This window comes from Mesorhizobium sp. B1-1-1, assembly GCF_006442955.1.
Lineage (GTDB): Bacteria > Pseudomonadota > Alphaproteobacteria > Rhizobiales > Rhizobiaceae > Mesorhizobium.
Genome location: NZ_VFWW01000003.1, coordinates 461,832 through 484,608 on the forward strand (window position 1 = coordinate 461,832; position 22,777 = coordinate 484,608).

General features: G+C 64.3%; 22 protein-coding genes. 7 read left to right on the forward strand and 15 right to left on the reverse strand.

The genetic code is table 11. From position 1 onward, the window contains the following. From FJ986_RS07960 to FJ986_RS30730, 3 genes are read right to left on the reverse strand one after another with little or no spacing between them, the layout of a single operon-like run. On the reverse strand, nucleotides 1-1,374 hold the full coding sequence (locus FJ986_RS07960; RefSeq protein WP_140563930.1) for a glutamine synthetase family protein: 1,374 nt from the start codon (nucleotides 1,372-1,374) through the stop codon (nucleotides 1-3). Further along, nucleotides 1,275-1,703, reverse strand: a complete 429-nt coding sequence (locus FJ986_RS07965; protein ID WP_246681781.1) for a nucleotide disphospho-sugar-binding domain-containing protein — start codon at nucleotides 1,701-1,703, stop codon at nucleotides 1,275-1,277. The genes FJ986_RS07960 and FJ986_RS07965 overlap by 100 nt, the downstream gene beginning before the upstream one ends. Next, complete coding sequence (locus FJ986_RS30730; protein WP_224655810.1) at nucleotides 1,613-1,933, reverse strand: hypothetical protein; 321 nt, start codon at nucleotides 1,931-1,933, stop codon at nucleotides 1,613-1,615. Before FJ986_RS30730 ends, FJ986_RS07965 begins: the two co-directional genes overlap by 91 nt. 93 nt (nucleotides 1,934-2,026) lie before the next feature. Between FJ986_RS30730 and FJ986_RS30425 the strand changes: the two genes are divergently transcribed. Then, nucleotides 2,027-2,221 carry a hypothetical protein gene (locus FJ986_RS30425; protein ID WP_181167598.1) on the forward strand — a complete coding sequence of 65 codons (195 nt, stop codon included), beginning with the start codon at nucleotides 2,027-2,029 and terminating at the stop codon, nucleotides 2,219-2,221. A 29-nt stretch (nucleotides 2,222-2,250) separates the two neighbouring features. On the opposite strand, the gene FJ986_RS07975 is transcribed toward FJ986_RS30425, so the two are convergent. The 6 genes from FJ986_RS07975 to FJ986_RS08000 all read right to left on the reverse strand — a co-directional run bounded on the left by FJ986_RS07975 (nucleotide 2,251) and on the right by FJ986_RS08000 (nucleotide 8,078). Beyond that, nucleotides 2,251-2,955 (reverse strand): hypothetical protein, encoded by a 705-nt coding sequence (locus FJ986_RS07975; RefSeq protein WP_140673906.1) that lies wholly within the window; start codon nucleotides 2,953-2,955, stop codon nucleotides 2,251-2,253. 323 nt (nucleotides 2,956-3,278) lie between these two features. Continuing rightward, the gene (locus FJ986_RS07980; RefSeq protein WP_140492572.1) at nucleotides 3,279-4,040 is read right to left on the reverse strand and encodes a glucose 1-dehydrogenase; all 762 of its coding nucleotides are present in this window, start codon (nucleotides 4,038-4,040) and stop codon (nucleotides 3,279-3,281) included. Nucleotides 4,041-4,050: 10 nt separating this feature from the next. Then, nucleotides 4,051-4,863, reverse strand: coding sequence for an ABC transporter permease (locus tag FJ986_RS07985; protein ID WP_140673908.1), 813 nt, complete (start codon nucleotides 4,861-4,863; stop codon nucleotides 4,051-4,053). Continuing rightward, complete coding sequence (locus FJ986_RS07990; protein WP_140524649.1) at nucleotides 4,863-5,720, reverse strand: ABC transporter permease; 858 nt, start codon at nucleotides 5,718-5,720, stop codon at nucleotides 4,863-4,865. Before FJ986_RS07990 ends, FJ986_RS07985 begins: the two co-directional genes overlap by 1 nt. Before the next feature lie 77 nt (nucleotides 5,721-5,797). After that, complete coding sequence (locus FJ986_RS07995) at nucleotides 5,798-6,961, reverse strand: spermidine/putrescine ABC transporter substrate-binding protein (RefSeq protein ID WP_140673910.1); 1,164 nt, start codon at nucleotides 6,959-6,961, stop codon at nucleotides 5,798-5,800. Further along, the gene (locus FJ986_RS08000; RefSeq protein ID WP_140673912.1) at nucleotides 6,942-8,078 is read right to left on the reverse strand and encodes an ABC transporter ATP-binding protein; all 1,137 of its coding nucleotides are present in this window, start codon (nucleotides 8,076-8,078) and stop codon (nucleotides 6,942-6,944) included. The genes FJ986_RS07995 and FJ986_RS08000 overlap by 20 nt, the downstream gene beginning before the upstream one ends. Nucleotides 8,079-8,197: 119 nt before the next feature. Between FJ986_RS08000 and FJ986_RS08005 the strand changes: the two genes are divergently transcribed. Next, entirely contained in the window at nucleotides 8,198-9,004 is an 807-nt protein-coding gene (locus tag FJ986_RS08005) for a LuxR C-terminal-related transcriptional regulator (protein ID WP_140673914.1), read from the forward strand. 26 nt (nucleotides 9,005-9,030) lie between these two features. On the opposite strand, the gene FJ986_RS08010 is transcribed toward FJ986_RS08005, so the two are convergent. The 5 genes from FJ986_RS08010 to FJ986_RS08030 form a co-directional block, all read right to left on the reverse strand. Further along, complete coding sequence (locus FJ986_RS08010) at nucleotides 9,031-11,103, reverse strand: 3-hydroxyacyl-CoA dehydrogenase NAD-binding domain-containing protein (RefSeq protein ID WP_140673916.1); 2,073 nt, start codon at nucleotides 11,101-11,103, stop codon at nucleotides 9,031-9,033. Nucleotides 11,104-11,248: 145 nt separating this feature from the next. Beyond that, a complete protein-coding gene (locus FJ986_RS08015) occupies nucleotides 11,249-12,196 on the reverse strand; it encodes an ABC transporter permease (protein ID WP_140673918.1) in 948 nt (315 codons plus the stop codon). A 3-nt stretch (nucleotides 12,197-12,199) separates the two neighbouring features. Then, nucleotides 12,200-13,174 (reverse strand): ABC transporter permease, encoded by a 975-nt coding sequence (locus FJ986_RS08020; protein WP_140513969.1) that lies wholly within the window; start codon nucleotides 13,172-13,174, stop codon nucleotides 12,200-12,202. Between the two features lies 1 nt (nucleotide 13,175). Then, nucleotides 13,176-14,639, reverse strand: coding sequence for a sugar ABC transporter ATP-binding protein (locus tag FJ986_RS08025; protein ID WP_140559251.1), 1,464 nt, complete (start codon nucleotides 14,637-14,639; stop codon nucleotides 13,176-13,178). 49 nt (nucleotides 14,640-14,688) lie between these two features. Further along, nucleotides 14,689-15,702 (reverse strand): ABC transporter substrate-binding protein, encoded by a 1,014-nt coding sequence (locus FJ986_RS08030; protein ID WP_140492600.1) that lies wholly within the window; start codon nucleotides 15,700-15,702, stop codon nucleotides 14,689-14,691. Nucleotides 15,703-15,910: 208 nt separating this feature from the next. Between FJ986_RS08030 and FJ986_RS08035 the strand changes: the two genes are divergently transcribed. The 5 genes from FJ986_RS08035 to FJ986_RS08055 all read left to right on the forward strand — a co-directional run bounded on the left by FJ986_RS08035 (nucleotide 15,911) and on the right by FJ986_RS08055 (nucleotide 22,185). Then, nucleotides 15,911-18,328 carry a glucan 1,4-alpha-glucosidase gene (locus FJ986_RS08035; RefSeq protein ID WP_140673920.1) on the forward strand — a complete coding sequence of 806 codons (2,418 nt, stop codon included), beginning with the start codon at nucleotides 15,911-15,913 and terminating at the stop codon, nucleotides 18,326-18,328. A 42-nt stretch (nucleotides 18,329-18,370) separates the two neighbouring features. Beyond that, a complete protein-coding gene (gene gnd / locus FJ986_RS08040) occupies nucleotides 18,371-19,387 on the forward strand; it encodes a phosphogluconate dehydrogenase (NAD(+)-dependent, decarboxylating) (protein ID WP_140492606.1) in 1,017 nt (338 codons plus the stop codon). A 22-nt stretch (nucleotides 19,388-19,409) separates the two neighbouring features. After that, nucleotides 19,410-20,786: a glucose-6-phosphate dehydrogenase gene (gene zwf, locus FJ986_RS08045; protein WP_140654945.1), complete on the forward strand. Its 1,377-nt coding sequence runs from the start codon at nucleotides 19,410-19,412 to the stop codon at nucleotides 20,784-20,786. Nucleotides 20,787-20,802: 16 nt separating this feature from the next. Next, nucleotides 20,803-21,507, forward strand: coding sequence for an ROK family protein (locus FJ986_RS08050; protein WP_140673922.1), 705 nt, complete (start codon nucleotides 20,803-20,805; stop codon nucleotides 21,505-21,507). Nucleotides 21,508-21,723: 216 nt separating this feature from the next. Next, nucleotides 21,724-22,185 carry a MucR family transcriptional regulator gene (locus FJ986_RS08055; RefSeq protein ID WP_140492615.1) on the forward strand — a complete coding sequence of 154 codons (462 nt, stop codon included), beginning with the start codon at nucleotides 21,724-21,726 and terminating at the stop codon, nucleotides 22,183-22,185. Between the two features lie 179 nt (nucleotides 22,186-22,364). Here FJ986_RS08055 and FJ986_RS08060 read toward each other — a convergent pair whose 3' ends face one another. Continuing rightward, the gene (locus FJ986_RS08060; protein ID WP_140673924.1) at nucleotides 22,365-22,772 is read right to left on the reverse strand and encodes a lysozyme inhibitor LprI family protein; all 408 of its coding nucleotides are present in this window, start codon (nucleotides 22,770-22,772) and stop codon (nucleotides 22,365-22,367) included. Between the last annotated feature and the right edge of the window lie 5 nt (nucleotides 22,773-22,777).

Here is a 22,777-nt window from a genome sequence, read left to right on the forward strand (position 1 = left end):
TCACACCTTCAAGAGCAGGTGGTCGCGTTCCCAGCTCGTCACCACGCTCTGGAACAGGTCGAGCTCGACGCTTTTCACCCGCAGATAGGTCTGGAAGAAGTCCTCGCCGAGCAGTTTGCGCACCGGTTCACAGGCCTCGAAACGATCCAGCGCCTCCTCCATCGTTTTCGGCAGCGTGCTCTTGATCTTGTAGGCATTTCCGGATGCTTCCGCCGAGCGCGCCAGCTTCTGTTCGACGCCCAGATAGCCCGCCAGAAGCGAGCCGGCGATCGCCAGATACGGATTGCAATCGGCACCCGGCAGCCGGTTCTCCACCCGCCGCGCGGCGCGCCCGCCGGCCGGCACGCGCAGGCCGCAGGAGCGGTTGTCATGCGACCATTCGATGTTGGCCGGCGCGCTGTGGTTTGGTCTAACGCGTCGGAACGAATTCACGTTGGGCGCGAACAGCGGCATGATTTCGGGAATGTATTTTTGCAGGCCGCCGATGAAATAACCGAACATCGCGGTATCGGCATCATCGCTGCCGGCAAACAACGTGTTGCCGGCCTCGTCGATGACGGACATGTGCAGATGCATCGAGCTGCCGGCCTGTGCGGCAATCGGCTTGGCCATGAAGGTGGCGTGCATGCCGTCTTGCTGGGCGGCCTGGCGCGTCAGCCGTTTGAACAGCAGCACCTTGTCGGCCAGCGGCAGCGCGTCGCCATGCAGGAAGTTGATCTCCAACTGCCCCGGTCCCGATTCATGAATCAGCGTATCGAGCGGCAGTCCGGCGATCGCAGCATAGTCATAGATGCGCCGAACCACCGGTTCGTATTCCTCGAGCGCCGCCATGTCATAAGGATGCTGCACGGCCTCGGCGCGGCCATTGCCGCCGGTCGGCGCGGTCAGCGGCTTGTCGGGATCGGGATTGGGCGCGGTCAGGTAGAATTCGAGCTCCGGCGCCACTACCGCCCGCCAGCCGCGCTGCCGGTAGAGATCGAGCACGGCGCGCAGAACATGGCGCGGCGAGGCCATCCATGGCCGGCCGTCCATGTGGAAGGCGTCGGCGAAGACGTAGGCCTTGCCAGCGCCGGCGCCCGGCGCCAGGCAAAGCGTCGAGACATCGGGCACCATGCGCATGTCGGGGTCCGAATACGCAAAACCCTCGTCGATGGAACCGGAATAGCGGCCGTCTATGCTGACCAGGAAGGCGCTGCTCGGCAGATAAAGCGCACGGTCTTCCAGCGCCTTGAGGAATTTTGCCGTCGGCAGCGCCTTGCCGCGCAGCACGCCGTTCATGTCGGGCACAAGGCATTCGACCTCGTTGATGCCGTGCTGCGCCAACCAGGCCTTGGGATCGGTGGAGGGCGCGGTATTCGTGTTCTTCTCAAGCATTTTGTTCGAGTCCGTATCAGAGAGAGTATGGCTTGCGCGACCACGTCCGTTCCGGGGTTCAGCGCCATCTGGGCTGCATTTCCCTTGAGGCGGGCGCGCATGGCGTCGTCGGCCAGAAGGCTGGGAATGGCGCTCTCCAATACTCCTTCGGTCCAGCCGTCACGGCCGATATGATCGCCGGTGCCGGTCTCTTCGGCGCGGCGTGCATTGTCGTGGCCGTCCCGGCAATAGGGCATGATCAGCGACGCCACACGGAAGCGCAGCGCCTCAAAAAAGCAGTTGCTGCCGCCATGGTGGATGAAGAAATCCGACTTCGCTGCGGAAACCAGGGGTCGAGATAGATATTGTCGGGCACCGCTCGGTAGGCGTCGCGCAGGCCGCCGACATTGACGATGAAGCGCGCCGGCAGCTTGTCGGCAAAGACACCGGAAAGGCCGGGTTGGGAGATGAAGACGGGGCGGGCGCCCCGCACGGCCTGCGCGATGCCGACGCAATTCAACGCCGCGCCGAAGCCTGCTTCGGGAAACAGCGCGATGGTCGGGCTGGCTTTACGCGTCAATTATTTCCTCTTCATTCCGGCCGGCTGGTCATGCCGAACGGCGCGAGAGCGCCGTGGCCGGCCGCTTGCGGTCGCAGTTTGCGAGAGCCGCAGATGGACGCGAAGCAGATCGGCAGTAACCTAATACTGCCGGCTTTCGAGCTGGTCGAGTGCTTTCAGATGTTCGCGCAGCGATTGCCGCAGCCGAAAGACATTGGCGACCACCGGCATAGATGCCGGCAGCCGCCGCAGCTTAAGGTGATCGGACAAGGCATCGGCCACGAAGCGATTGGCCGCAAACGCGTGTGAGGCCGGCTGCCCCGTTGTCGCTGGCGATGCTACGGCGTCGGTTGCATGGCAGCGGCCGTCTCGTCGATCTTGCCGGCAAGGACGCCTTGGGCCCAAGCGGTGACCTCGGCGTCGACGGGCTTGTTGGCCATATCGGTCAACGCCGCATCGAGCGTGGCCGGGTCGGTACCGACCGCCGCCGCGTCGACCACTTCCTGCTGGGCGGCGATCTGGTCCTGCAGAGCCGATATCTGTCCAGGCAGGGCCGCCTGCTCCTCGGGGGTCATCGCGGCGATCTGGTCCGGCGTCAGCGATGTCAGTGCGTCCAGCTGTGAATTCAGGGCATCCAGCTGAGTTTGTGCGACCTTGGCTTTTGCCGACTGCGTCACGAAGGCCTGAAGCGCAGCGAATTTCCTGCTCTTGGAATTCATATAGGCGTTGACGTTGCGCTGGAGCGAGTTCAGCCGGCCGAGCTTGGCGTGGAGGTTCTTTTCCTTGGGCAGGGACGAGACCTTTGTCTTCTTATCGACCGTGATCATTGTGTCCGTTGTCGCCTTGGCTACCTGCCCCCGGGCCGACGAGGACTTGCCGTGCGCAGCGCCGCTGTTGCCGTGGGCGCCACCATTGCCATTGCCGTTGCCGCCGCTGTGACCACCACCATTGCTATGCCCGTTGCCGCCGGCTTCGGCGAGCGCCGGAGAAGCCAGAAGCGCCAGTGCGGCTAACGCCGCGAAAACAGTTTTCCGGTTTGTCATGATGTCTCCTCGGGAAACGCCGCCCTGCGCCCGCTGCTATGGTAAGTTCGTATGAGAAGCCGCTAATTATGCGCAGTAAACTTTGGACAAAGACTGTCTCAATAAGAGAGCTGGGCAACCTGTCGGCACAGTAACTTGTTGATGTTTAAAGGAAACCTATGTCTTTGAACGGCTGCGGTACTGAAGTCCCATGCCGGTCGGACCATGGTCCGAACTGTCGGTCAGAGTTGATTTCGGCGCTGCCGGCCGGCGACGCGGCTCTGGCCCAGAACGCGCAGGCCACGGCGCTTTTCACCAATCGGCCGAAGGCCCAGACGGCTGATTCAGCCGATGCTTTCGCCACCGTCGATCACCAACGCCTGGCCGGTCATGAAGGATGACCGATCGGACACGAGGAAGAGGATCGCCTCGGCGATCTCCTCGGCGCTGGCCCAGCGCCCCATCGGGATCTTGGTGCGGACATAGGCTTCGATTGCCTCGCGTCCGCCCATCTGGGCGATGAACGGTCCATTGAACGGCGTGTCGACCCAGCCGGGGCAGAGCGCGTTGACGCGCACATTGTGGCGGGCATAGTCGAGCGACATCTGCCTGGTCATCGCCACCACGGCATGTTTCGAGGTCGCATAGGCGATCATCTCGCGGTCGTAGAACACGCCTGAATTCGAAGCCGTATTAAGGATGACGCCGCCGCCCTGTGCGACCATCGATGGCATGACGATCCTTGCCGCCAGGAACTGCGCCCGCACATTGACCCGCCAGGAAGCGTCCATGCCGCCGGTCTCGACCTCGGTCAGCGTGCCGCCGACCTGGATGCCGGCGTGATTGTGCAGGATGTCGATGCGCCCATGCCGGTCGAGCGTACCGGCAAGGAGCTGCTCGACCGCGTTGTCGTCCGAGACGTCGGTGGCGACCGCCTCCGCCCGGCCGCCCGCGGCGCGTATATCTGAAGCCGTCGCCTCGCCGCTGGTCCGATCCCTGTCCGCGATGACGACCACCGCGCCTTCCCTGGCCATGATCATGGCGCCGGCGCGCCCGATGCCGGAACCGGCGCCTGTCACCACGGCGATGCGGTCTTCGAGGATCATGATGCGACCTTCAGTTTGACAGCTTGCGCTGGCGCAGCTGCCATTGGGCAAGCACCACGAGCAGGACGGACGCGACGAGCACGATCGTCGCGATGGCATTGATCTCCGGCGTCACCCCGCGCCGGATCGACGCAAAGACATAGATTGGCAGCGTCGTCTGCGCGCCGGCGACGAAGAAGGCGACGATGAAATCGTCGAAGGAGAAGGTGAAGGCGAGCAGGAAGCCGGCGACCACCGCCGGCATGATCTGCGGCAGGACGATCGAGCGGAACGTCGTCAGCGGCGTGGCGTAGAGATCGCTGGATGCCTCGACCAAGTTGCGATCAAGGCTGCCCAGCCGCGTGCCGACGATCATCGTCACCAGCGCCATCGAAAACAGGCCGTGCGCGGCGATGATCGAACCATAGCCGAGCGACAGGCGCGGCGGCTGATCGTCCGGCCAGATCGAGGCGAGGAACGGGTTGATGACGGCGAACAGCTGGACGAGTGCGACCAGTGTCGAAATGCCGATGACGACGCCGGGAACGACGATTGCGGCTCCAAGCAAGGCGTCGAAGACAGCGCGGGTCCGCACCCCGACGCGTGCCAGGCCGAGCGCGGCCGCGGTGCCGAACACCGCCGCAAGCAAGGCGCTGGTGGTGGCGATGAACAGGCTGTTCTTCAGCGCCTCGACCAGGAATGGGTTCGCCAGCGCCTTGCCGTACCATTGCACCGAAAAACCGGTGAACTCGCTGGCGTGGTGACCGGCGTTGAAGGAAAACAGCACGACCAGCGCGATCGGCAGGTAGAGGAAGGCGAAGACGGCAATGACGAAGGCGCGCATCAGATCAGATCCACCCGGCGGGCGCCCGAGACGCGGGTCGAGATGCGGTTGGCGGCAATCAGCACTACAACCGAAACCAGCACCAGCGTGATCGCGATGGCCGATCCGAACGGCCAGTTGCGCGACTGCAGGAACAGGTCGACCAGCGCATTGCCGATGAAGAACACCTTGCCGCCGCCAAGCAGCGTCGGGATCAGGTATTCGCCGAGCAGCAGGATCATCACCAGCGAGAAGCCGGTCATCACGCCGGGCAGCGACAGTTTCAAGGTCACGCCCAAGAAAGTGGAGAGCGGCGTCGCGCCGAGATCGGCGGAGGCCTCCAGCAGACGGCGATCGAGCCGCTCGAGGCTGACATAGATCGGCAGGATCATCAGCGGCAGATAGCCATAGACGATGCCGAGTAGGACGGCGCCCGGCGTGTTGATCAGCCTGACGTCCTCGATGCCGGCAAGCGCGAGCAGCGCCGGGATGCCGCGTCCACCCAAAATGTACATCCAGGCATAGGTACGCATCAAAAGGCTGGTCCAGAACGGTATGACGACCAGCGCGAGCAGGATCAACCGCCAGCGCTGCGGCGCCCGCAGGGCGAGGTAATAGGCGACGGGATAGGCCACGAGCAGACAGGCGAGCGCGCCCACCGGAGCCAGCACCATCGTGTTCCAGAACGCGGTCGCCCGCGCCGGAAGATTGGCATATTGCGCCAGCGTGAAGGCCGCCTGATAGCCGCCCTCCGGCGCCCGCTCGCCGACGCTGAAGACGGCGATGGCCATGAACGGCAGCACCAGGAACACGACGAGCCAGGCGGCCGCCGGCCCGAGCAGCATGGCCGTCAGCAGATTTTTGCGAATGCCGCGCATCGAAGGATTGCCCCGGTGCCGGCGGGTCTGGGCCCGCCGGTCAAGTTGTCTCGAATGGGATTTGTTGCCCGCCTGACTCAAGCCGACTTGAAGCGCGCCATCAGCTCGGCGCGGCCCGGATCGGTCAGCGTTGCAGCAGCGCCGAATTCCAGCGGCGTCAACAGGTCGGCCGCCGGATAGAGGATCGGATTGTCCAGCACTTCCTTGGGCAGCAGCTTGTTGACGCGCGCGTCGGTCGAGGGCGCGCCGTTGGCGAGGTGTTCCTTGACCGCGACCTGCGGGTTCATCAGATAGTTGAGCAGGGCGTAGCCGGCCGGCTTGTTCGGCGCGTCCTTCGGGATGGCGTAGAAGTCGGTCCAGATCTCGCCGCCTTCCTTGCCCAGCACATAGGCGATCTCCGGAATGTCGCGATGGAGCTGCGCACCGTCATTGGTCCAGCACATTGTCATCCAGGCATCGCCCGCGCGCATGCCCGGCTGGTAGTCGGAAGACACCGCGAACAGATGCGGCTTGACCTTGAGCAGCAATTCCTCGGCCTTGGCGAGCTCGTCCTGCTTCAGCGAGTTGAAGGAGTAGCCATAATATTTCAGCGCATTGCCGATCGTGGTCAGCTGATAGTCGTGCACCATAGTGCGGCCATCGCCTTCCGCCATGGCCGTGTCCCAGAACTCCTTCCAGCTCGTCATCGGCTTGGTCAGCTTCTTGGTGTTGACGGCAAAGCCAGTGGTGCCCCAGTTCTTCGGCACCGCATAGATGGTGCTGTCGATCGTGCCTTCCGAGGTGAAGCGCGGATCTTCCTGCGTGCCGTCGAAATTCGGCAGCTTGGCCATGTCGAGCGGCTCGATGATGCCGAGCTTCTTGTAGGTCGAGATCGTGTAGTTGGTCGGCACGAACAGGCTCCAGCCCGACGCCCCGGCCTGCAATTTGGCCAGCATCTCCTCATTCGAGCCGAACACGTTGACCTCGACGGCCACGCCTGTGTCCTTCTTGAAATTCTCGAAGGTCTGCGGGTCGTGATAGTTGGGCCAGGTGGCAATCGACATGCGGTCGCCGAGGTTCTCGGCGGCAAAGGCCGACGTCGGCATGATGCCGATCTCGCGCGCCATCACCGCCGTCGCGATGCCGAGGCCGGTGAGGCCAAGGAAGTCGCGGCGGCCGATCGAGCCGCGCTTGAGGCGCATCAGCTGGTCGACGAAATTCTCGGGGCTTACCGGCAGTCCGTCACGATATGATTTCGACATGTTTTTCTACCCTCTGGTTGGTCCCGTTGTTCTTTGGATCCGCGAACGCCAACGGCGTTCCGGCGGCAAAGCCGATGGCGACGGGTTCACCCGGCTTGAAGAGATTGCCCTGGCCGATCAGATGGTCGGCCTTGGCCAGCAGCGTACCGATGCCCTGGACCTCGACCGCGTATTCCGCCGTGGAGCCCAGAAAGATCCGGTTGCGGACGATGCCCTTGAGCGGGCCGCTAGTCGGGCCACCGAGACTGAGCGATTCAGGACGCAGGCTGACCGAAACGGTTTCGCCCTGCCGCAAATCCACCCGCTTGCGCGCCGCGATGACGGTGCCATCGGCCAGCTTCACATCCACCAGATCGCCCGAATGCCCGGCGACGGTGCCGCTCAACAGATTGGTCTTGCCGACGAAATCGGCGACGAACAGGTCGGCCGGTTCGTCATAAATCTCGCTCGGCTGGCCGAGCTGGACGATGCGGCCGCCATTCATGACGCAGACGAAATCGCTCATCGACAGCGCCTCCTCCTGGTCGTGGGTGACCAGAACGAAGGTGATGCCGATCTCACGCTGCAGGTTCTGCAATTCGATCTGCATGTCGGTGCGCAGCTTCTTGTCGAGCGCCGCCAGCGGCTCGTCGAGCAGCAGCACCGCCGGTTTGTTGACCAGCGCGCGGGCGAGAGCGACACGCTGCTGCTGGCCGCCGGACAGTTCGTGGACCTTGCGGCCGCCATAACCGGCGAGCCGCACCATTTCCAGCGCTTTGCCTGCCCGCAGGCCGATCTCGCGCGACGACAGCCGCGGTCGTGCCTGGCGCAACCCGTAGGCGACATTGTCGTTCACATCCAGATGCGGGAACAGCGCATATTGCTGGAACACCATGTTGACAGGCCGCCTGTAAGGCGGCGTGCCGGCCATGTCCTGGCCGCGGATGGACACCTTGCCCTCGCTCGGCTGTTCGAAGCCGCCGATCATGCGCAGGCAGGTCGTCTTGCCGCAGCCGGATGGTCCGAGCAGGGCGACGAAGGCGGAGGGCGGCACGGCCAGATCGATGCCGCTGACCGCGGTCACCGCGCCATAGCGCTTGGTGACGCCGCGAAACTCGATGTCGGGCACTGCGGTCAAGGCTGCGGGCTCCAGCGACAGGACGATGCGATTTCGGGACGCTACCAGAGCCAATGGCAGCTAGTATATACCTCGCAGGTGGTATATCTGACCTATTTTCTTGTTTAAGGGGGTATTGGATGTCCCGCAGCGACGACTACAGCCAGCTCGCCGCGCTGGTCGCGGCGACGCGGGAGACGAGCGGCGACGTCTTCGGCAGGGCGATGGTCGCTTGGCTGCGGCAGCACGTCGACTTCGATCATTGCGTGATCTTCGGCTACCGCGGCGCTACCCGTCCGCCGTTGCTGTTCGAGACCTTCTCGTCGGCCGAGAGCCATGTCTTCGTCGCGCTCTATCAGGAAGGCCCATACCTGCTCGACCCGTTCCATCACGCGGCGGTCGAACGCAAGGAAGGGTTCTGGCGCATGCGCGAGCTGGCGCCCGACCGCTTCTACGCCAGCGAATATTTTCGCTCCTACTACAGCCAGACCAGGCTGGCCGAGGAGGTCGGCTTCTTCGTTCCGCTGCCGGGCAAGGATGCGCTGGTGCTGTCGCTGATGCGGTTGCGCGCTTCAGGTCCGTTCGGGACCGCCGACGCCAGACTGCTGCGCGACATGGCGCCGGCGGTGGTCGCCTTCGCCCGATTGCGCTGGCCCGCCCTTCCCGCCGACGAGCCGGCCGAGGCCGGGCAAGACGATGCATTGGCGGCGGTCAACGAGTTCGATCGCGCCCATATCTGGAAGAGTCTGTCCCTGACGCCGCGCGAAAAGCATGTCGTCGACCTGGTGCTGCAAGGGCATTCCACAGAATCGATCGCCCGGGCCATGCGCATCGTGCCGGGGACGGTGAAGGTCCATCGCCGCAACATCTATCGCAAGCTCAAGATCAAGTCGCAGGCCGGCCTTTTTGCCCGCTTTGTCGAAATCATCGACGCGCGGATAAGATAGTCCGACCCACTTCGACCACCTTTCGATCAGGGTCTTGCACCAGCTTCCCAGGAGCCGGTCTCGGCCATCCGTTTCAGCAGCCGCACCGGCTTGAAAACATCCTTGCCCGTCCGCTGATGCCAATATTCGAGCCGCTGGACGATCCCGGTCGCGCCTTCGAGGCCGGCCCAGAACATCGGCCCGCCCTTGCCGATGGGAAAGCCATAGCCGTTGACCCAGATGACATCGATGTCGGAGGCGCGGGCGGCTATCCCTTCTTCGAGGATTTTCGCTCCTTCATTGATTAGTGGGTAGTGGGTGCGCTCGATGATTTCTTCCGCGCTGATTTCGCGCGGCGCGATGCCCTTCTCGGCTGCCTTACCGCGGATCAGCGCCTCGACCTGCGGGTCCCGGACCGGCATACGTGACCCGTTCTCGTAAAGATAGAACCCACGGCCGGTTTTCTGACCGAAACGCCCCTGTTCGCACAACATGTCGGCGATCACGGCCGTCTGGCCTCGCGCCTTGCGGTTGCGCCAGCCAATGTCGAGGCCGGCGAGATCGCCCATCTGGAACGGCCCCATCGGCCAGCCGAAATCGGTGAAGGCCTTGTCGATCTGGCTGGGCGTCGCGCCTTCCAGCAGCAAGGCTTCCGATTCGGAGCCGCGCGCGGCCAGCATGCGGTTGCCGACGAAGCCGTGGCAGACGCCGACGACGACCGCCACCTTGCCGATCCGCCGCGCCAAGTCGACTACGGTTGCCAGCGCGTCGGGCGCGGTCTTGTCGGCGCGCACGATTTCCAACAGCTTCATGACGTTGGCCGGCGAGAAGAAGTGCAGGCCGAGCACGTCTTGCGGGCGCGAGATCGAGGCGGCGATTTCGTCGATGTCGAGATAGGAGGTGTTGGTGGCGAGTATCGCTCCCGGCTTGGCCATGGCATCGAGCTTGCCGAACACCTCTTTCTTGACCGCCATGTCCTCGAACACCGCCTCGATGATCAGGTCGCAATCGGCGAGGTCGGAATAGTCGGTGGAGCCCTTGAATTGAGCGAGGCGTTGGCGCTTGGCGTCTTCGGTCAAGGAGCCACGCGAGACCGAGACGGCATAGTTCTTGTCGATCATGCCGAGCCCGCGCTGCAAGACTTCCTGGCTGGTCTCCAATAACGTGACTGGAAAACCGCCATTGACGAAGGCCATGGCGATGCCGCCGCCCATCGTGCCGGCGCCGACGACGCCGACGCGGGCGATCCTGCGCCGGACAAGATCCTTGCCCGGGACCTTTGCCGCTTCACGCTCGGCGAAGAACAGATGCCGCTGCGCCCGCGACTGATCGTCGGCGACCAGCTTCATGAACAGCGCGCGTTCGGCAGCCAGAGCTTCCTCGAACGACATCGTGACGGTATTGCGCACCGCTTGCGCGCAAGCGATCGGTGCGTCGAGGCCGCGCGCTTTCCTGGCGAGATCCGCCGCCCCGGCATCGAAAGCAGCCAGCTCGGTTTTCTTGATCTCGTCATCGCGATCGCGCACCGGCGTGAACGGCCCGCCCTTGCGGGCGATCTCCCTGGCGAAGTTCACGGCATGCGTGATCACGTTACTCTCGAACACAGCATCGACCAGTCCGGCTTCATGCGCCTCATCAGCACCGACCAGCGCACCGGAAACGATCATCCTGAGCGCTTTGATCGCGCCGACGAGGCGCGGCAGCCGCACCGTGCCGCCGCCGCCCGGCAGCAGTCCAAGCTTCACCTCGGGCAGGCCGAGCCTGGCGTCGGCATCGGCAACGCGGAAGTGACAGCCGAGCGCCAGCTCCAGCCCGCCGCCCAGCGCGGTGCCGTGGATGGCGGCGACCGTAGGTTTGGCGATGGTTTCCAGCGTCCCAATGACGGCACGCAGCTCGGGCTGTTGCACCGGCTTGCCGAATTCGGTGATGTCGGCGCCGGCGACGAAGGTCCGGCCCGCGCACGCGACGACGATGGCTCCGACCGATGCGTCGTCACGCAAGGCAGCCAGCGCGTGCATCAGTGGTTCGCGGACATGAAAGCTCAGCGCGTTGACCGGCGGGTTGTCGATGGTGACGATGGCGACGTCGCTGTCCCTGGCGACGCTGACAAAATTGGACAAGCTGAACCTCCCGAGACCGGCTGCGATCGGGAGGGTTTACTAGGCCGCGCCGCGAATGGGAACCGCGTGTCGCACTGGCACAAGACTTGTCAGGACAGGCTGTAGGGCGGCACGCTGGCGAGTTGCGGTTGAAGTGAGGCGAATATCACCGCACCGCCTTCTCCCCGCCGGCCGCCGTGATCACGCCGACGATGATCAGCCCGGTCAAGAGCAGGCGCACACCGGCGCTGACGCCGAATGTGTTGAGCATGGTCAAAAGCAGCACCAGGAACAGCGCCGCGCCCCAGACGCCGGGGACATTGGCCTTGCCGCCGGCCACCGAGGTGCCGCCGATGACCACCACGGCGATCGAAGCCAGCAAATACTCGTTGCCGATATCGACATTGGCGCCGCGGAAATAACCGGCGAGCAGCGCGCCGTCGATGCCGCCGAGCGCGCCCGACAGCGTGTAGGTGAGGAAACGGACGCGGCCGACATTGACGCCGGCGAGCCAGGCGGCGCGGATGTTCTGGCCTATCGCCAGCACCGAGCGGCCATAGATCATGCGCTGCAAGGCGATGGCCGCACCGATGGTAAACAGCACGGTGAGAACCGCCAGCACCGGAATGCCGAGAACCTGCCGGTTGGCGAAATCGGCAAAGCCCGGCGGCGGCTTGATCTGCAATCCGCGCCCATAGCTGATGTCGACCGACTGGATGATGAAGCTCGCCGACAAAGTGGCGATGATCGGCGGTATTCGCAGCGCCCAGATCAGCAGATAGTTGACGGCACCGATCGCGGCACCACAGGCAAGCGCGGCCAGCAGCCCGACCACGATCATGGCATCGCTGCCGCCCATCACCTTCATGGCCACCGCGCTGGCGAGCCCGATATTGGCCGGCAGCGACAGGTCGACATTGCCCGGCCCAAGCGTGATGACGAACATCTGGCCGACGCCGACGATGACGGTGAACACGGCCAGCGACAGCGCGGCGGTGACCATGCCGCCGGCGCCATAGCCGCCGGTGAAAGCGATGGTCGCCAGCCACACCACAAGCGCGCCGACGAACGACCAGATCCAGGGTTTGGCAACCAGCGATCTAACCAGCGCCATCGCTTACCTCTCCTTACGGCTGATCAGCACCCGCGCCGCCAGCACGATGATCAGGATGGCGCCGTTGGCCGCCACCTGCCAGTCGGGCGGGATGTGCATGAAGGTAAGCAGCGGCGATGCCGCCAGCGCCAGCGTCAGCGCGCCGATTACCGCTCCGATCGGCGACACGCGGCCGCCGACGAATTCACCGCCGCCGAGGATGACGCCGGCGATCGAAAGCAGCGTGTAGCCATTGCCGATATTGGCATCGGCCGAAGTGGTGATGCCGATCAGCGCCATGCCGGACAGCACGCCGAACAGACCCGTCAGCGCGAACAACACGACCTTGGTCTTGAGCAGCGACCAGCCGGCGCGTTTGAGCGCAGCCGGGTTGCCGCCCGAGCCGCGCAGAATCACGCCATAGGAGGTGCGCATCAGGCCGAAATGGACGATGAGGCCAATCAGCAGCGCCGCGATGATCGGGAAGGGCACAAAGGGCGGCTTGAACGCCATGATCGCCAGCAGCCAGTCCGGCGCCTTGCCGCCGGGCTTGGGCAGCACCAGGATGGCCAGCCCCTGCCAGACGAAACTCATGCCCAGCGTCACCACGATCGATGGCAAATTGCGCAGATGGATCAGCGCGCCGAGCAGCGCATAGATGCCGATCGATCCGAGCAGGACGAGAACCCCAATGAGCGGTGCGTCCTTCAACCAGGTCGCGGTGACGCAGCCGACGAAACCGACAAAGGTGCCGATCGACAGGTCGAGCTCGTTGCCCGATATGACGAACATCTGCGCGATCGTCGCCAGCGCGATCGGGATCGCCAGGTTGAGCATCAGGCCGAAGCCGAAATAGCTGATGGCGCGCGGATTGAGCCAGGCGATGGCGAGCAGCACCAGCACCAGCGACAGCGCCGGCAGCAGCCCACGCAGTAGGCGGGCGCGTGCCGCCCCGCTCCCAAAGGTCTTCGAACCGTGTTGAACAGAGACGGCCGTCATCTCAGGCCGCGTCGCCGAAGGAGGACTGGATGATCTTTTCTTCCGTCAGCTCGTCGCGCGTCAGATTGGCGACGATGCGGCCGTTCTTGAAGACATAGACATGGTCGCAATTGTCGAGTTCTTCCGTTTCTGTGGTGTACCAGAGGAAGGTGCGGCCCTTGCCGGCCTCCTCGCGCACGAGATCGTAAACCTCGAGCTTGGTGCCGATGTCGACGCCGCGCATCGGGTCGTCCATCAGCACGATCCCGGCGTCGGAGCCGAGAGCCCGGGCGAACAAAGCCTTCTGCTGGTTGCCGCCCGACAGCGAAAAGATGTTGTTGTTCATATCCGGCGTGCGGATGCCGATCTTCTTTTGCCAGAACCCGGCCAGTTCGGCCTCTCGCCGCGGCGAGATCAGCAGCCCGTTGCGCAGCCGAGCCAGCGAGCGGATGCCGATATTTTCAGCGATCGACCACTGCGGAAAGATGCCGTCCGCCTGGCGGTCGCCGGCCACAAGCGCCACCGGTGCGGTGACCTCGACGCCGGCCTTGGCGCGCGATGCCGCGGCGAAGATCGCCAGCAGCAGGTCGGTCTGGCCATGGCCGGCCAGGCCGGCAAGTCCGATGATCTCGCCGGCGCGGGCCACCAGCTCCTTGCCGTCCTGCTGCCGCGCCGGCCGGGCGCGCACGCGCAACGGGCCGGCCTCGGCTTTCCGGATTTCGGTGGCGGTCCTCCGATGTCCTTCGGCGCCGCCCATGGTGGCGACCAGCCTATCGCGGTCGAAAGCGTTCGCCGCGTCGGCGCCGACAACCTTGCCGTCGCGCATCACGACGATGCGATCGGCGTTCTGCAGCACTTCGCCCAGCACATGCGAGATGAGAATGCAGCTGCCGCCCGACGCGACGAAGCGGCGCACGAAGGCAAGCAGCTGACCCGCCGTGTGCGCGTCGAGCGAGGACGTCGGCTCGTCGAGGATAACCAGGTGCAGCGGCTCGCGGGTCAGCGTGAACGCGCGCGCCACCTCCACCATCTGTCGCCGTCCAATGGAAAGGTCACCGGCGATGTCGGCCGCCGAGATGCCATGGTCGGGAAAGATTTCGTCCAGCTTGGCCGTGATCAGCTCGGCCGCCTTGCGCCGCCAGCCGAAGCCGGTGAGCGAGGCGTGGTTGATGCGCGTGTTCTCGGCGACGCTGAGATTGGGGCACAGCGACAATTCCTGGAACACGCAGCGTATGCCGAGCTGCTGTGCCCGCGACACCGAGTAGTTCTCCTCGGCCTCACCATGCACGCCGATCGTTCCGCTGTCGGGTGTCAGCGTGCCCGCCACCATGTGCATGAGCGTCGATTTGCCGGCGCCGTTGTGGCCGACGAGGCCGACGCACTCGCCGGGCCCGACAGTGAAGTCGACGCCGCCAAGCGCGCGAACGGCGCCGAAGTGTTTTTCGGCGCCGCTCAGTCTGATGATGTCCGCGTTCCCTTCAGGCATGCTCAACGATATCCGGTCGGCGATGTGCACGGCAACGCGTGTGCGACATTCACTTGATATTGGCTTTGATGGCCGCGATGGCATCTTCCTGTGTGTATTCGTGCGTGGCGACACCGCCCTCCTTGATCTTCGGCAGAGCGGCCTCGAAATCGTCCTGAGTGAAGGCGAGATACGGCACCAGCAGGTCGTGCGGAATGTCCTTGCGGCCATCGAGCACTTGCTGCGCCACCCAGAAGGCGAGCGTCGAGACACCGGGCGCGATCGAGGCCGACCAGGTCTGGTAGCCGTCCTTTTCCTTCTGTTCCTTCCACCATTTCAGCTCGTCCTGGCGGTTGCCCATGATGATGGTCGGGCGCGGCTTGCCGGCGGCGGCGAAGGCTTGCGCGGCGCCATAGCCGTCACCGCCCTGGTCGACGATGCCGACGATTTCGGGCAGCGAGGGCAGGATGGTCGCCACCGCCTTCTGCGCCGTCGTCTGGTCCCAGTCGCCGGTCACCGAGCCGACGATCTTGAACTCGGGATGGGCGGCCACGCCTTCGAGGATGCCGGCATGGATGGCGTCGTCGATCGAGGTGCCGGCGAGGCCACGGATCTCGAGCAGGTTGCCGCCCTTGGGCTGGAACTTGGCCATATGCTCGACTTCCTGCTTGCCCATGTCCTTATAGTCGACGACGACGCGGTAGGCGCAGGGTTCGGTGACGATGCCGTCGAAGGAAACGACCACGATGCCGGCGTCGCAGGCCTGCTTGATGGCACCGTTCAGCGCGTCGGGCGAGGCGGCGTTGATGACGATGGCGTCGTAGCCCTGTAGAATCAGGTTTTGCACCTGGGCTGCCTGGGTCGGCACTTCCTTGTCGGCCGTCGTGAAGACATCGGCGGCCCCGACCACCTTGTCGGCCACCGCCTTCTTGGTGACGGCGTTGTAGCTGTCGAGCATCGCCTGCCGCCACGAATTGCCGGCGTAATTGTTGGAGAAAGCGATCTTCTTGCCGCTGGTGTCGGCAAACGCCGTACCGGCTGCGAGCACCGCTGCAAGGGTGCCCAGGACGAACAGTTTCTTCATGTCATACTCCTCCCGAGTTGCTGGTCTTGATGGCTGCTGGTGACTATCGCGCTTGCGTACCTGTTTTTTATCTATTGTCAGACAAAAGTGCAGAAGGCCGGCGAGCTGTCAACTGCAATCCATAAGATGCCGCTGATCACATTGCGGTGCGACGATTGAAAAGGCTTCGGTGGATGGGCTAGGCATGCGGGCAGGAGGCCGCAGACGCATGGCAGTGACGCCGATCGTTCCCCCGGGGGCTCCGGGAATTCCGGCGCGCTGGACGTCAAGCGCCAAAAGCGGCGTCGGCGCGGCGCTTTCGCCGTCGAGCCGCGTCTGGTTCACGGTCAGCCATGGCATCCTGAACGAGATCTACTATCCCGGTGTCGACAGTGCCTGCACCCGCGACCTCGGCCTGATTGTCACCGGCCCGAACGGATATTTCTCGGAAGAAAAACGTGATGCCGCGCATGGCATCGAACCGTTCGAAGAAGGCGTGCCAGCCTACAGGCTGGTCAACACCGCTGATGACGGCGCCTACCGGATCGAGAAGCGTATCCTGGCCGACCCTGCACGACCCACCTTGCTGCAGGAGATCACCTTCACGCCGCTCAAGGGCGCGCCGGGCGACTACCGCGTCCACGCCTTGCTGGCGCCGCATCTGGTCAATGCCGGCATGGGCAACACCGCCTGGGTCGGCGACCATGAGGGAGAGCCTGTGCTGTTCGCCTCGGGCCGCGGCACTTGCCTTGCGCTGGCCTCATCGCTGCCCTGGCGGAACGGCTCGGCCGGATATGTCGGCGTCTCCGACGGCTGGCAGCAACTGCGCAACACCGGTAGGCTCGATCCAGCCTTTCAGCAAGCCGAGGACGGCAATGTAGCGCTGACCGGCGAAATCGGGTTTTCCGCCAACAGCACCAAAACGGTACTGGCGCTGGGCTTCGGGGCGACGTCCGAAGAGGCCGCTCGAAATGCCTTCGCCAGCCTCAGGCAGGGTTTCGCGGCGGCGGCGACTTCCTACGCCGAACAATGGCGCGAATGGCAGGCTGGCCTGCTGCGGCTGGACCGCCGTGGCGCGTCCGGAGTGAACAGCTACAGGATCTCCACCGCCGTCCTGGCGACGCACCGGTCATCGCTCATGCCGGGCGCGGCGGTCGCCAGCCTGTCTATCCCATGGGGCTTCGACAAGGGCGACGACGATCTCGGCGGCTACCATCTGGTCTGGCCGCGCGATCTGGTCGAGACGGCGGGCGGCTTTCTCGCCGCCGGCGATGCCGCTTCGGCCCTGCAAACCCTCGACTATCTCTGCTCCATCCAGCAGCCGGATGGCCACTGGCCGCAGAACGCCTGGCTCGATGGGACAGCTTATTGGCCGGGCATCCAGATGGACGAATGCGCCTTTCCGCTGCTGCTGGCGGATGCGCTGCGGCGCCAGGGCCATTTGCCGCGCGCCAGGCTTTTGGCCTTCCTGCCAATGATCGAGCGCGCCGCAGCCTATGTCGTGCGCAATGGACCCGTCACCGGCGAGGACCGTTGGGAGGAGGATTCCGGTTACAGCCCGTTCACGCTCGCCGTTGAGATCGCGGCGCTGCTTGCCGCCGCGGATATGCTGGAGGCCTGCGGCAAGCAGGACGCAGCAAGCTATCTGCGCGAGACCGCCGACGGCTGGAACGACCAGGTCGAGCGCTGGACCTATGTCACCGGCACGGCAAGCTGCGAGGCGACCGGCGTCGCGGGTTACTATGTCCGCATCGCACCGCCCGACAGCGCCGAGGCCGGTTCGCCGAAGGACGGCTATGTGCCGATCAAAAACCGCCCGCCTGGCGATGCCGACCGGCCGGCGCAGGAAATCGTCAGCCCGGACGCATTTGCCCTGGTGCGCTTTGGCCTCAGGGCAGCCGACGATCCGCGCATCGTCGACACGGTCAAGGTCATCGACGCGCAGCTGCGCCGGCAACTGCCGCAGGGGCCGCTCTGGTATCGCTACACCGGTGACGGCTATGGCGAGCACGAGGACGGAGCGCCATTCGACGGCACCGGCCAGGGCCGCCCCTGGCCGTTGCTCGCCGGCGAACGGGCCCATTACGAGCTGGCGGCCGGGCGCAAGGACAAGGCGACATTGCTGCTGGCGGCAATGGAGGGCTCGGCCGGGCCGGGCGGCCTGTTGCCGGAGCAGGTCTGGGACGGCGCCGACCTCCCCGAGCGCGAACTGCTGCATGGCAAGCCCTCGGGCAGCGCCATGCCGCTGGTCTGGGCGCATTCCGAACATATCAAGCTGCTGCGCTCGCTGCGCGACGGCGCGGTGTTCGACATGCCGCCGCAAGGCGTCGAACGCTATATCGACAATAGGACCGTCTCGCCGTTCCGGACATGGCGCTTCAACAACAAGATCCGTTCCATGCCGGCCGGCAAGACAATGCGCGTCGAGCTTTTGGCGAAGGCGACCGTTCATTGGAGCGTCGACAATTGGGCGACCGTGCATGACAGCGCGACCAGCGAGAATGCTTTCGGCGTCCATGTTGCTGATCTGCCGGTCGCCGGCCTGCCCGAGGGGAGCACGCTGATCTTCACTTTTTTCTGGCCCGGCAGCGGCGATTGGGAGAATGTCGACTTCTCCGTCATCATTGGTGAACAGGACAGACTGTAGATCCTTCCCGGCAGATCCTCTTCAAGACACAAGGATGAGACCATGCAGATCGGAATGATGGGACTGGGCCGAATGGGCGCCAACATGGTCCGGCGCCTGATGCGTGACGGCCACGAATGCGTCGTCTACGACATCAACCCGGCAAGCGTCGCGGCCCTGGTCGGCGACGGCGCCTCGGGGGCTGCATCGATGGCGGAATTCGTCGGCAAGCTCGCCAAGCCGCGCTGCGTGTGGCTGATGCTGCCTGCGGCCATCACCGGCAAGATCGTCGATCAGGTGGCGGCGCTGATGGAACCCGGCGACATCATCATCGACGGCGGCAATTCCTACTATCACGACGACGTCGACCGGGCCGCCAAGCTCGCCGCCAAAGGCCTCAACTATGTCGATGTCGGCACCAGCGGCGGCGTCTGGGGCCTGGATCGCGGCTACTGCCTGATGATCGGCGGGCCCGATGACGCGGTCCGGCATCTCGATTCGGTCTTCGCCACGCTGGCGCCCGGCGCGGATGCGGGTGCGCCCGCTCCCGACAAGACGGCCGGCACGGCGCCCTTCGGCTATCTGCATTGTGGCCCGAGCGGCGCCGGCCACTTCGTCAAGATGGTCCATAACGGCATCGAGTACGGCGTCATGGCCGCCTATGCCGAAGGCATGAATATTCTCAAGGCCGGCAATGCCGGCAAGGTCAAGCGCGAGGCCGATGCCGAGACCAGCCCGTTGCAGAACCCTGAATACTACCAGTTCGACATCGACCTTGCCGAGGTGGCCGAGGTCTGGCGGCATGGCAGCGTCATCGGCTCGTGGCTGCTTGATCTCACCGCCGGCGCGTTGAAGAGCGATCCCGGCCTGACCCAGTTTGGCGGACGGGTGTCCGATTCCGGCGAAGGCCGCTGGACCCTGAAAGCGGCCATCGACACCGGCGTGCCGGCGCCGGTGCTGTCCTCGGCCCTGTTCGACCGCTTCTCCTCGCAAGGCGAATCCGAATTCGCCGACAAGCTCTTGTCGGCCATGCGCTATGCATTCGGCGGCCATGTCGAAAAACCGAAGGCCGGCAAGTGACGGCGGCAGGGGAGACGCGCTCATGAGCCCGGAACGGTCCGATACGCTGGTGCTCTTCGGGGCGACCGGCGACCTCGCCCACAAGAAGATATTTCCGTCCCTCTACGCCATGGTCGCCAAAGGGACGCTCAGCGAACCGGTGATCGGCGTCGCCTTCGACGCCTGGGATTTGAGGAAATTGCAGGACCGCGCGCGCGACGGCATCGTCAATACGCTCGGCAAGATCGACGAGAAGGTGTTCGCCAAGCTCGCTTCGCTGCTGCGCTATGTCAGCGGCGACTATCGCGACCCGGCCACGTTCGAGAAACTGAAGAGCGCGCTGGGCACCGCCCAGCGGCCGCTGCACTATATGGCGGTGCCGCCGACCATGTTCGAGACGGTGGTCCAAGGCCTGGAGCAATCGGGCACGGCGCGCGGCGCGCGGCTGATGGTGGAAAAGCCCTTCGGCCATGACCTGCAATCGGCGCGCTGGCTGAACCGAGTGCTGCATCTGGTGTTCGACGAACAGTCGATCTTCCGCATCGATCACTATCTCGGCAAGGAGGCGATCCAAAACCTGCTCTATTTCCGCTTCGCCAATTCCTTCCTGGAACCGATCTGGAACCGCAATTTCGTCGAGAGCGTGCAGATCACCATGGCCGAGGATTTCGGCATCGATGGGCGCGGCCGCTTCTATGACGAGGTCGGCTGCGTCAGGGACGTGATCGAGAACCATCTGCTCAACATCCTCCTGCTGCTGGCGATGGAACCGCCGGTCGGCCGTTCCGCCGACGACCTGATCGACGAGAAGGTGCAGGTGCTGCGCGCGATCCGCACCTTGACCAAGGACGATATCGTGCGTGGCCAATTCGACGGCTATCTCGCCGAGCCCGGCGTGGCGCCCAACTCGCCGGTCGAAACTTTCGCGGCGGTGCGCTTCCTCGTCGACACCTGGCGCTGGCGCGACGTGCCGTTCTTCATCCGCGCCGGCAAGAACATGCCGGTGCATGCCACGGAGGTGATCGTGCGGCTGAAGCGGCCGCCGCTCGATGTCTTCGACCCGATCAAGCCGAACGACGCCAATTATGTGCGCTTCCGCATCGACCCGCAGGTGGCGATCTCGATCGGCGCCCAGCGCAAGGCAGCGGGCGACGACATGGTCGGCGAACAGGTCGAACTGACGGCGCTCGACGACAGCAAGGGCGATATGCCGCCCTATGAACGGCTGATCGGCGATGCCATGAACGGCAATGGCCAGCTTTTTACCCGCCAGGACGCCAGCGAACTTGCCTGGCGCATCGTCGGGCCGGTCCTCGGCGACACCACGCCGCCGCATCTTTATGAACCGAAGACCTGGGGGCCGGCAGCCGCCATGAACGGCTTCGGGCCGCCGAACGGCTGGATCAATCCATCGAAATAGGCTGGGAGAGGGCAGCATGGCCAGGACGGCAAGGCCGAAAGCGGCGAGCGGCGATCCGATCGTGCTGTCGATCGACATAGGCGGCTCGCACGTCAAGATCCTCACCAGCTCAGGCGGTGCTGAGCGCCGCGCCGATTCCGGGCCGGACCTGAGGCCCCAGCAGATGATCGATGCGGTGAAGGCGCTGGCCGACCGACTGTCCTACGACGTCATCTCGATGGGCTATCCCGGCCCGGTGCATCACAACAGGCCCTTGTTCGATCCCGCCAATCTCGGCAAGGGCTGGGCCGGCTTCGACTTCGCCGCGCAGTTCGGCAAACCGGTCAAGGTGGTCAACGACGCGCTGATGCAGGCCATCGGCAGCTATGAAGGCGGTCGCATGCTGTTCCTGGGCTTGGGAACCGGCCTAGGTGCGGCGATGATCGTCGACAACGTCGCCCAACCGATGGAACTCGCCCATCTTCCCTATAAGAAGGGCAAGAGCTTCGAGGACTATGTCGGTGAGCGCGGCCTGATAAAACGCGGCAAGAAGAAATGGCGAAAATCCGTTTTCGACGTCGTCGACCGGCTGCGCGCCGCCATGCAGCCCGATTATGTCGTCATCGGCGGCGGCAATGTCGACAAGCTCGGCGATTTGCCCGCCGACAGCAGGCGCGGCGACAACACACGCGCCTTCGAAGGCGGATTTCGTCTGTGGCGAGACAAGGCCCTGATCGTCTGATAGTATTACAGTTCAGTATAGTTATTCAAAATAATGTGTGACGCGGGGCCAAGTCGTTGCATTGCGCAGATTTGCCGACTAGGAATTCCGGCGCACTACATCGCGACGAACCGCGAGGGACGTGCAAAGACGCCGCCGCACTTTAACTTTGCGCATCATCCCATCCGAAACTGTGCCGATTTCGGGCCCCATACGCCATAGACGGAGGAAAATAGATTGACCGACGACAGCAACGACGCTCGCAAGGATATCGACCTTCTCGAGCTGACCGCCCATATCGTGTCGGCTTACGTCGAGAAGAACCGCCTGCCCGCCTCCGGCCTGGCCGACCTCATCGCCAGCGTCAGCGCTTCGATCAGCGGGCTCGGCCAGCCGGCCGTACCCGTGGCGGCGCCGCTCGTGCCGGCGGTCAATCCCAAGAAGTCGGTGACGCCGGATTTCATCATCTGCCTGGAGGACGGCAAGAAGTTCAAATCGCTGAAGCGTCATCTGGGCGTGCATTTCGGCCTGACGCCGGACGCCTACCGCGCCAAATGGGGCTTGCCGTCGGACTATCCGATGGTCGCTCCCAATTACGCGGCCTCGCGTTCGGAACTGGCGAAGTCGATCGGTCTCGGCCGCAAGGCCGTCGCTCCGAAAGCGCCGGCCAGGGGCAGGAAAGCCAAGGTCTCGGCCTGAGCGCGCATTCCGGCGCTGAGCCAATGGTTTGATTGAGGCCTGCCGGCGGTTCCGTCTTGGCAGGCTGCCCGATCTTACGCTCTTCCATGGCGAGCGCGCAATTGCAGGGCGGGCTCGATGCCATCTCCGGCGCGCTGAGGGAATGATTTTCCACCCCGTCTGCAGACTGGCAGGAAACCTCAGTTCGCTGCCGGAACGGAACAGCTCAGATCGCCTTCCTTGCAATTCAGGTAACCCTCGAAATCCTTGACCCGGGATTGCGTCAGGCCATCCATGCACATCGAGAGGAGCATGGGGACCACGCTGCCTCCGGCCGCTCCCGCGATCTGGAAATTGCACTCGGCGTCGCGGAACTTGATCCAATTCTGCTGCGCTTGGACAAGAAGCTTCTTGGTATCCGCGTCGTCCTTCAGGCGGGTTTCGATCTGCTTGTAAAGTTCGTTGAGCTTCTTGTCGGATTTCCTGAACGAAGCATCGGCGCATTGGTTCATGGTGGCCTGCTCCTTGGCGTCGGCGCACTTGTCCTTGGCAAAAGCGAAAGCCGGCATGGCCAGAACTACGGCGGTGGTCAGAATTGCGGTTTTCATTGGTT

Coding starts and splice junctions, on each gene's coding strand:
- FJ986_RS07960 (WP_140563930.1), bottom strand. CDS start 1,374: ATGCTTGAGAAGAACACGAATACCGCGCCCTCCACCGATCCCAAGGCC.
- FJ986_RS30425 (WP_181167598.1), top strand. CDS start 2,027: ATGGACGCGAAGCAGATCGGCAGTAACCTAATACTGCCGGCTTTCGAG.
- FJ986_RS07975 (WP_140673906.1), bottom strand. CDS start 2,955: ATGACAAACCGGAAAACTGTTTTCGCGGCGTTAGCCGCACTGGCGCTT.
- FJ986_RS07980 (WP_140492572.1), bottom strand. CDS start 4,040: ATGATCCTCGAAGACCGCATCGCCGTGGTGACAGGCGCCGGTTCCGGC.
- FJ986_RS07985 (WP_140673908.1), bottom strand. CDS start 4,863: ATGCGCGCCTTCGTCATTGCCGTCTTCGCCTTCCTCTACCTGCCGATC.
- FJ986_RS07990 (WP_140524649.1), bottom strand. CDS start 5,720: ATGCGCGGCATTCGCAAAAATCTGCTGACGGCCATGCTGCTCGGGCCG.
- FJ986_RS07995 (WP_140673910.1), bottom strand. CDS start 6,961: ATGTCGAAATCATATCGTGACGGACTGCCGGTAAGCCCCGAGAATTTC.
- FJ986_RS08005 (WP_140673914.1), top strand. CDS start 8,198: ATGTCCCGCAGCGACGACTACAGCCAGCTCGCCGCGCTGGTCGCGGCG.
- FJ986_RS08015 (WP_140673918.1), bottom strand. CDS start 12,196: ATGGCGCTGGTTAGATCGCTGGTTGCCAAACCCTGGATCTGGTCGTTC.
- FJ986_RS08020 (WP_140513969.1), bottom strand. CDS start 13,174: ATGACGGCCGTCTCTGTTCAACACGGTTCGAAGACCTTTGGGAGCGGG.
- FJ986_RS08025 (WP_140559251.1), bottom strand. CDS start 14,639: ATGCCTGAAGGGAACGCGGACATCATCAGACTGAGCGGCGCCGAAAAA.
- FJ986_RS08030 (WP_140492600.1), bottom strand. CDS start 15,702: ATGAAGAAACTGTTCGTCCTGGGCACCCTTGCAGCGGTGCTCGCAGCC.
- FJ986_RS08035 (WP_140673920.1), top strand. CDS start 15,911: ATGGCAGTGACGCCGATCGTTCCCCCGGGGGCTCCGGGAATTCCGGCG.
- gnd (WP_140492606.1), top strand. CDS start 18,371: ATGCAGATCGGAATGATGGGACTGGGCCGAATGGGCGCCAACATGGTC.
- zwf (WP_140654945.1), top strand. CDS start 19,410: ATGAGCCCGGAACGGTCCGATACGCTGGTGCTCTTCGGGGCGACCGGC.
- FJ986_RS08050 (WP_140673922.1), top strand. CDS start 20,803: ATGGCCAGGACGGCAAGGCCGAAAGCGGCGAGCGGCGATCCGATCGTG.
- FJ986_RS08060 (WP_140673924.1), bottom strand. CDS start 22,772: ATGAAAACCGCAATTCTGACCACCGCCGTAGTTCTGGCCATGCCGGCT.